Genomic DNA, 7,493 nt, shown 5'->3' with positions numbered 1-7,493 from the left:
GCCAATTAAAGTGGTACGTGAGCTGGGTTCAGAACGTCGCGAGACAGTTTGGTCCCTATCTGCCGTGGGCGTCGATAATTGAGAGGAGTTGACCCTAGTACGAGAGGACCGGGTTGAACATACCTCTGGTGGACCTGTCATTGCGCCAGCAGTGCAGCAGGGTAGCTATGTATGGACGGGATAACCGCTGAAAGCATCTAAGCGGGAAGCCTCCCTCAAGATAAGTTATCACAGAGCCGTCGAAGACCACGACGTTGATAGGCCGGATGTGGAAGTGGGGTAACCCATGGAGCTAACCGGTCCTAATTGCTCTATTCGCGCTTGAGAATTCCACCATCAACGACAGCATTGGTGCTGTCCGAGAGTGGACTCAGCAGATAATTGCACGATTTCTAGAACTTCTTGTCCGCCGGCTTCATAGCTTGGTGATCATAGCGTCTGTGACCCACCCGATCCCATTCCGAACTCGGCCGTGAAACCAGACAGCGCCAATGGTACTATTGCTTAAGCAGTGGAAGAGTAGGTCGTCGCCAGGCTTTGCAGCCGGCGGGCGGGGTGTTTGAACCCATTCACATTAGAGCCGCCCTGGCTCCACGTTCGCGTGGAGCGAGGGCGGCTCAGTCAGTTTCGGGACCGCCGCAAGGCCCCCGATGATGGTGGCGCGGGATGGAGCAGCCCGGTAGCTCGTCAGGCTCATAACCTGAAGGTCGTAGGTTCAAATCCTACTCCCGCAACCAACACAAAACCCCGCCTCGAGCGGGGTTTTTTTTGGCTGTGGGGGTGCCCGGATTGGAGGCTCGTTCAGCCGGAGCCGCGCCCCGCGCGGAGACCAGGCGCCGCGGGCGCGGAGAACGCTGCTCCCGCAATGAACGAAAAGCCGCCAGGTCACAGACTTGGCGGCTTTTTTGCGTCGTCGGCAAATCCAGGTGCCGCCGGAGCTCCTGCTACTTCTTACCCGCTGCCCAAACGCCGTTCAGGGTTCCCCATTCCCCGGTCACCGCGCTGCGATATGGAGCTCTGAAGGCCGCCATGAGCTCGGCGGCACCTGGGCCGTTGAAGCGTCCGCTGAACCAGGACTCAGCCGCGGATCCGGGGACATCGACGTACCCGAGAATGTGGTGCTCCCAACGGAGTACACCGTTCTTAAGCAAATAGGTCGAAAGTGCCGCTCCTTCCCAACTCCTGTTATCGTTGACGAACACGTTCAGTGCGCCGGCCGCCGCAAGCGGCCGGACTCATGGCCGCTATACCAAGAGGACAATAGCGAGTGAGGCTGTTCAACACCGATGATCTCCTTTGCCTATCCAGCAAGCCAGCGGCGGAAAGTTGTGGAAGGCTTAGGGAGGGGCCGGCTCCAAGCACGAGCTGCCCTAGAACTCGCCGGCGATGCCGATCCTCATCGCGTTGTTTTTGTGGCCGGCGTAGGAGAAACCTGCAGTGACGGCCATCGGGTTGCTCGTATCGAGGCGGTGCATCAGTGATCCGCCGATCGCCTGCTCCCCGCGGAAGTTGGCGGCGTTCAGCACGTAGCTGGTACGTCCCGGCTCAGAAGGCATTGCCGCGCTGCCGATGGCCACGGCAGCAGCGATGCCCTGCTGCGCGTCACGGCGGTCAACTGCGCGAAGATCGAAAAGCGTATCGATCCGCCCGCTTAGGCTTAGCTGGCCCGCCTGCAATGCCGACATCTGACCGGCTTGCGAGGATGTAAGCGTCTGCAGCGCCGTGATCTGATTGGCCTGGCCATTGGACGCCGTCTGGAGCGCTTGAACGGCCGGGATGATGGTCAAATTGCGTCCCAGAATGCCATTCGCGTCGACGGTGGCGACGGCAACCGTGCCGGTTTGAGCTGCAGTGCTCGCGGCTATGTCTCCAATCCTGACGGCGCTGCCGGCTCCGCCAAGCGCCACCTGATCCGCCGCGGTTGCGCTCGCTTGCACACCGATCGCGGTCGAGCGGGCGAAGGTGGCGCTCGAGCGCTCGCCGACCGCGGTGCTGCTCGCGCCCGTTGCCGTCGCCAGCCTGCCCAGCGCGGTTGCGAAGTCGGCCCCCGCAACTGACAAGACTCCGAATGCAGCCGTGCCTGCCCCGTTCGTCGAGGCTCCGTTCCCGACGGCGCTCGCGCCCATTCCGGCGGCACTGGTGAAGTTGCCGATTGCGGTGGCGTTCAGCCCTGATGCGTTCGCCTGGGTGCCGACAGCGGTCGTCCGGGTGTTGGTGGCGCGCGACTGATAGCCCACCGCAAGCGAGAGTGCTCCAGTTGCATCGGCGTCGTAACCGAACGCCTGTGCTCCGAGAGCGGTCGCCTCCGCGGCGGTGCCGACTGCAGTGCTGTTCTCGCCCGTAGCGGCCGAACCGGCTCCGCACTCCGTGCTTCCCGGCATCGCGCCGACGTTACACGGGGCCGTCGGATCTGCGTTCGCCTGAGAACTCACGACCATGATTGCCGCGGCGAACAATGACGCGTTCAGCCTGTATCTTCTCACCACATGTCTCCCTGCCAGCTTGTGAAGGGCGATTGTTCCGACGCCGGGCGCGCTGAACCATGATCAACATGTGACGGAGCTCTGATGAGGTTCTGAGCGGGAGCCTTCGGTGCCGCGGAACAACCAAGGGCTGATTGACTGACCCGCTTTTCGGAGCGACCGTGACGCCCTCAAAGGGGGCGTAGCGACGTGGCAGGCGCTTTGTTGATGGTCATGGAAGCGGCAACGGCCATCACCGCGCCAGTGGCTGCGCCCGCCGGACAGGAGATCATCGTCACCGGAGAGCGGATACCGCGGCCCATCGCTCGGACGGCCTCAAGTGTAGTGGTGGTGACGAGCGACGATCTCAAAGCGCTCGCAGCGCCGGACCGCGTCGACCAGTTGCTTGCAGCCGTACCCAACGTTCAATTCGGGAGCCAGGGGACGGGCCCGGCCATCCGGGGGCAGGACACGACGGGCGCTTCTCGCGACCTTGCTGCCTTCCTCGGCGGCAACCGTCCACGCACGACGCTTGTCGTCGACGGACGAGCCGTTAGCTATAATGAGTTCGTGTTCGGCGCTCAGCCGCTCTGGGATGTCGCGCGGGTCGAGATCTTCCGCACCCCGCAATCCACCACCCAGGGCCGCAACAGCATCGCCGGAGCCATTTTCGTGTCGACCGCAGACCCGATCGACGGCGTAGAGGCCAGCGGACGCTTCATCGCCGGCGAGGCACGGACGCGGCAATTCTCCGCTGCCGTGAACGCACCCATCACCGACGACCTGGCGGCGCGGCTGAGCGTGGATCTGCGCAACAGCCGTACCTCGAGCCATTTATCCGATGCGAGCAGGCCCGACGTCGATCTCAATCGCGACGAGACGAAGCTCCTCCGCCTCAAGCTCCGGGCCACTCCCGCCCGGCTACCAGGGGCCGTGCTGTCGCTAACGGCGACGCACATATCGACGGCTATGCCGCAAATCGAGGGTCTCAGGACGCCCTTCCGCCAACGTCGGGACCCGGCGGCGACATATGGGTTCTTCGACACGCGCTCGGATTCCGTCGTCGGCCGCGCCGCGCTACCCATCACATCCGACCTGCAATTCGAGGCGGTGGCGAGCGCAGGCTGGTCCAAAGCGACGCGGTCGGCGCCGCCGGGCTTCGGCGAGGCGTCCAATAGGGGAAGCGATACATCGGCGGAGGGCCTGCTTCGCTGGCGGCAGGGGGGACCGGTTCAGGTCACGGCCGGGCTGGCGAGTTACCGGCAGCGCCTCGATCAAGATATCGACCTCTCGCAGGTGCTGGGGGCAGGGCAGTTCCGCGACGTGCAGGAGAGCCTCGGCCTGTTCGGCGACGTTACGGTCGAACTCTCCTCCCGCCTGTCGCTGAGCGCGGGGCTGCGCTGGCAGCATGACATGCAGGAACGGTCAGGCACCCTCAACGGAGTGCGGGGACTGGAACGGCTCGATTACCGGGGCCGGTCCGATTTCCTGCTGCCCCGAGTCACTATCGCCTACACGCTGACGCCGCAGCTCACCGCCGGTCTGCTGGTGCAGCGGGCAAGCAACCCGGGGGGCACGACCATCTCGCTGGATGGACCGATCAGCTTTGTACCCGAGACCTTGTGGACCGGGGAGCTCTTCGCACGCGCCCGCCTGGACGATGGCCGCCTGCAGCTATCGGCCAATCTCTTCCGTACGCGGTTCCGCGATGCGCAGCGTGCGGTGCCCCGGCTCTTCCGTTCCCCCTCCGGCCGGATCGTGAGCTTTGCGGACATCATCAACGTCCCGAGCGCAGGGAGCGCAGGCCTCGAGGCAAGCGCGGACTGGTCCGTTCACCCGCGGCTCAAGCTCAGCCTGTCGGGCGCTCTGCTCGACACCCGCCTTACCGCGGCGCCCGGTCAGCCGCTCGGCAGGGAATTCCAGCGGGCTCCGGCATGGTCTGCGCGCGCCGCGATCGCGTGGCGCCCGCTCCCGGACCTCGTTCTTTCAACTCAGGCGCGGGGGCGGGGCTCCTATTTCAGTGACGACGTTAACACCCCGCAGTTGATGGTGGGCAGCGGATGGATCGTGGACGCGCGAGCGGGATGGGAACGTGGCCGGCTGCAGCTGTTCGGCTACGCCCGTAACCTCCTCAATAGTTTCCTCGTGACCAGCTACAGCAATGCCGACCTGGCGACGGCGGAGGACCCCCGGGAACTCGGGATCGGGCTGCAAATGTCCTTCTGATCCGCTCAGAGAATGTCGGGCGGACCGCGCAGGCTCCAATAGTCGGTGAGGCTCAGCGCGTCGCAGAGGCCGGAGAAGCGCCGGTCAGCGCGAAATGCCTTCATCGGCGGCGTGAACAGCCACTGGGTGCGCCGCCAGCCCGGGTTGTTGACCAGCAGCCGGTTCGCCTCGATCGGCTGGTTGGTGAGCAGTGGACCCCGCGCAACCAGGAAACCTTCCGCCACTTCATAGGCTGCATCCATCTGGCCGAGGGCCGACAACGCCATTGCAGCGTAGGCGGCCTGGCCGGGGCTTTTGCGAGCACCGGCGAGATTGGCTGCGACGGCATCGGAAAGCCTGCTTCCGCCTGGTTCTTCAAGAGCCGCTAGTGTCGGCCGCCATTGCGCCATGCTCGCCGGAGTGACCGAGCGAGGGCGGCCGACAGGATTGTCGATCATTCTCAGCGCCGCATGAGCCCTCCCTGTGAAGGCGTAGATCAGCAGCCTTGCATTCCACGCACCGGGGTGCTCGGGCCACATCGTCCTCACCGCATCGACAATCCGGTCAGCATCGGCCGTTCGGCCCATGATCCAGCACTTCAGGGCCTTGCGCCATCTCGGCTGCGGCGAGATCGGATCGAGGCCGATCACCTGTTCGTTATAGGCCCCGCTTCTGCGGGTGTGCCCGGCCGACTGGCTGAAGTAGGTCAGCTCGGTCAGCACCTCGGTGCTTCGGGGCGCCGCTCGGCGCACTCCGAGGAGACGGTCCTCATATTGGGCCCAGGTGAGCGTCCCCTGATCGAGCGCAAGCCGCGCAAGCTGCGCATCCGCATTTGCCGGTGCTTGCATAAGAGCCCGCCGGATCAACTGGTCCGTCTGCTGGATCGCGCGCGGCCGCTCGGCCGGCGGGAGCGATTCGATCCCCAGCGCGTGCATCGACGAGAGCAACCCCAATGCCGCACCGTTCGCCGGATCCGCCTGGACCGCCTGTTCCAGCAGCTTCTGCGCCTGCGGCAGCTCCCAGGGAATGCCATCGGAGACGATCCGCCTCGCGCGGTTCACGAGTTCGGCAGCTTCGCGCTCGTCGGCCCGTTTCCGCAGGGCAACGGCTAATCCGCCGAACGCTGCAAGGGCAGCGACGCCGGATCCGGCGGCGAGCCAGTTCCGGCGCGTCAACCCGCTTCCCCGGTGCTCCGGCGCGTCGCTCAACGGCGCCTCGAGGTCGGCGACGAGGCGGTAACCGGTTCTTGGCACCGTCTCGATAGAGACGCCCCCGCCGGCCCGCTCCAGCGCCCGTCGAAGCGCCGCGACGAGCCGGTTCAGGCTGTCGTCGCCAATCTCCGGAGAGCCCCACAGCTCATCGAACAGGACAGACCGCGCGACCACCCTGCCGTCGGCATCCGCCAGCAGAAGCAGCAGATGAAGGACCAGCGGCTCGAGCGGCACCGAACCGGCCGGGCCGTCGATCCTGCGCCTGCCCGGGCTTACAGAGAGGGCGCCGATCCTGCGGTCGTCGAGTGCGGCCATCCTCGCGGTGTTGAGCACTCTGCCGCTCCCCCAGATCGCCGTCCGATCAGCACATCATCGGCCCTTCATCATGTTACGATTCACCGATTGCGGCAAGGCTGGATCCATGAACGCGAAGGGGAAAGACATGCGCCGCAAGTTCATCTGCAGAAGTTTGGCGGTCGGGATCTCCGCCGCTCTCCTGTCGGCTTGCGGAGGTGGCGGAAGCGGTAGCGGTTTGAGCATCACCCCGCCGCCTCCGCCTCCGCCTCCGCCGCCTCCAAGCCCGGGCTCGGGAACCCCTTCCGGTGCCGCCGTCGTCATATTCCCGGGCCCGACTGCGGGCGAATATGCCAGCCTCGGAGTTTTCGCCAATGTCGGCATGTGGACCGACGCCGGCATCCCCACCAGTAGCGACAAGGGTGCCGTTCTCGTCCCGAGGAACGATGCCGGGCTGCAGCCGAAGGTCCGCTATACGGCGGCCGGCACCTACGAGGTGCAAATGCCAGGGGAGGCTTATGCCACCCTGACCCACGCCAAGAGGGTCACCAACCCCACGTCCGACAATACGGTCTTCGATCTTCCGCGCAGCTCGTCCTTCTACGTCAGCGGCTCACGCGCGAGGGGTTACCAATATTCCGAGATGGCCGGATGGTGGCGGCCCGACCTCGACTTCGCCTTCACAGCCGACTTCGGAACCGTCGCGTTCGGAACTCTCACTCCCGCCGGCAACGCCCCAACCACGGGCACCGCGACCTATCAGGGATATCTTGCCGGCACTACCGATGTGAAGGTGGCACTCGACGGCGGGAAATGGTGGCTGGTGCCCGCCGAGGGAACGATCTATCTCCAGTTCGACTTCGGCAAGAGCACGCTTATCGGGAATCTGGCCTTGTTCCTCCCGGAGGGGATGGGCTCGACCAAGATCGGCGATTTCGGCCTGGTGCAGACGGTCCTGTCGAACGGCAATCTGAGCTATTCGGGCAAGTTCCAGACCAACCTTCCAGGCGCGAACTTCTTCAACGGCCGATTCACCGGCCCCAATGCGCAGGAGACCATCGGCGCCTGGGCGATGCCGTTCACCCATGACGGCGCCAATCACCAGGCGATGGGCGCCTGGGTAGCGAAGCAGTGAGCCTATGCCCTGGACCGCAGCGCTAGCCGCCCTTGCCCTTGCCGCCGCCGCGCAGCCCTCGACGGAAGGTCCGGTGACCCTCCAGCTCGATGGCGCCGGACTGCTGAACCTGGCGCAGATGACGGAGCGGGAAGGAAAGGCAGAGCGGGCCGAAACGCTTTACCGGGCGCTGCTCGCCGACCCCCA

At 65.2% G+C, this 7,493-nt stretch carries 5 protein-coding genes, 1 tRNA gene and 2 rRNA genes; 6 read left to right on the top strand and 2 right to left on the bottom strand.

All coding sequences use genetic code 11. The annotated features are described in order from the left end of the window. From VF662_RS01325 to VF662_RS01315, 3 genes are all read left to right on the top strand, one after another. Nucleotides 1–325, top strand: a 23S ribosomal RNA gene (locus VF662_RS01325); the annotation flags it as partial. Nucleotides 326–421: 96 nt separating this feature from the next. Continuing rightward, nucleotides 422–536 (top strand): 5S ribosomal RNA (gene rrf / locus VF662_RS01320). Between the two features lie 124 nt (nucleotides 537–660). Beyond that, nucleotides 661–737: transfer RNA gene (locus tag VF662_RS01315), tRNA-Met, on the top strand. 633 nt (nucleotides 738–1,370) lie between these two features. On the opposite strand, the gene VF662_RS01310 is transcribed toward VF662_RS01315, so the two are convergent. Then, complete coding sequence (locus tag VF662_RS01310; protein ID WP_464136790.1) at nucleotides 1,371–2,381, bottom strand: hypothetical protein; 1,011 nt, start codon at nucleotides 2,379–2,381, stop codon at nucleotides 1,371–1,373. Between the two features lie 291 nt (nucleotides 2,382–2,672). Between VF662_RS01310 and VF662_RS01305 the strand changes: the two genes are divergently transcribed. Then, the gene (locus VF662_RS01305; protein WP_464136788.1) at nucleotides 2,673–4,688 is read left to right on the top strand and encodes a TonB-dependent receptor; all 2,016 of its coding nucleotides are present in this window, start codon (nucleotides 2,673–2,675) and stop codon (nucleotides 4,686–4,688) included. Nucleotides 4,689–4,693: 5 nt separating this feature from the next. Here VF662_RS01305 and VF662_RS01300 read toward each other — a convergent pair whose 3' ends face one another. After that, complete coding sequence (locus tag VF662_RS01300; RefSeq protein WP_464136786.1) at nucleotides 4,694–6,211, bottom strand: winged helix-turn-helix domain-containing protein; 1,518 nt, start codon at nucleotides 6,209–6,211, stop codon at nucleotides 4,694–4,696. An 88-nt stretch (nucleotides 6,212–6,299) separates the two neighbouring features. On the opposite strand from VF662_RS01300, the gene VF662_RS01295 reads away from it, so the two are divergent. After that, the gene (locus VF662_RS01295) at nucleotides 6,300–7,307 is read left to right on the top strand and encodes a HupA family protein (RefSeq protein ID WP_464136783.1); all 1,008 of its coding nucleotides are present in this window, start codon (nucleotides 6,300–6,302) and stop codon (nucleotides 7,305–7,307) included. A 4-nt stretch (nucleotides 7,308–7,311) separates the two neighbouring features. Beyond that, nucleotides 7,312–7,493: hypothetical protein (locus VF662_RS01290; protein WP_464136781.1), on the top strand; the 182-nt coding region annotated here is incomplete at its 3' end.

This window comes from Allosphingosinicella sp., from assembly GCF_036387215.1.
Lineage (GTDB): Bacteria > Pseudomonadota > Alphaproteobacteria > Sphingomonadales > Sphingomonadaceae > Allosphingosinicella.
Note: the sequence above shows the minus strand (reverse complement) of the source record. Positions and strands in the feature narration are given on the sequence as shown.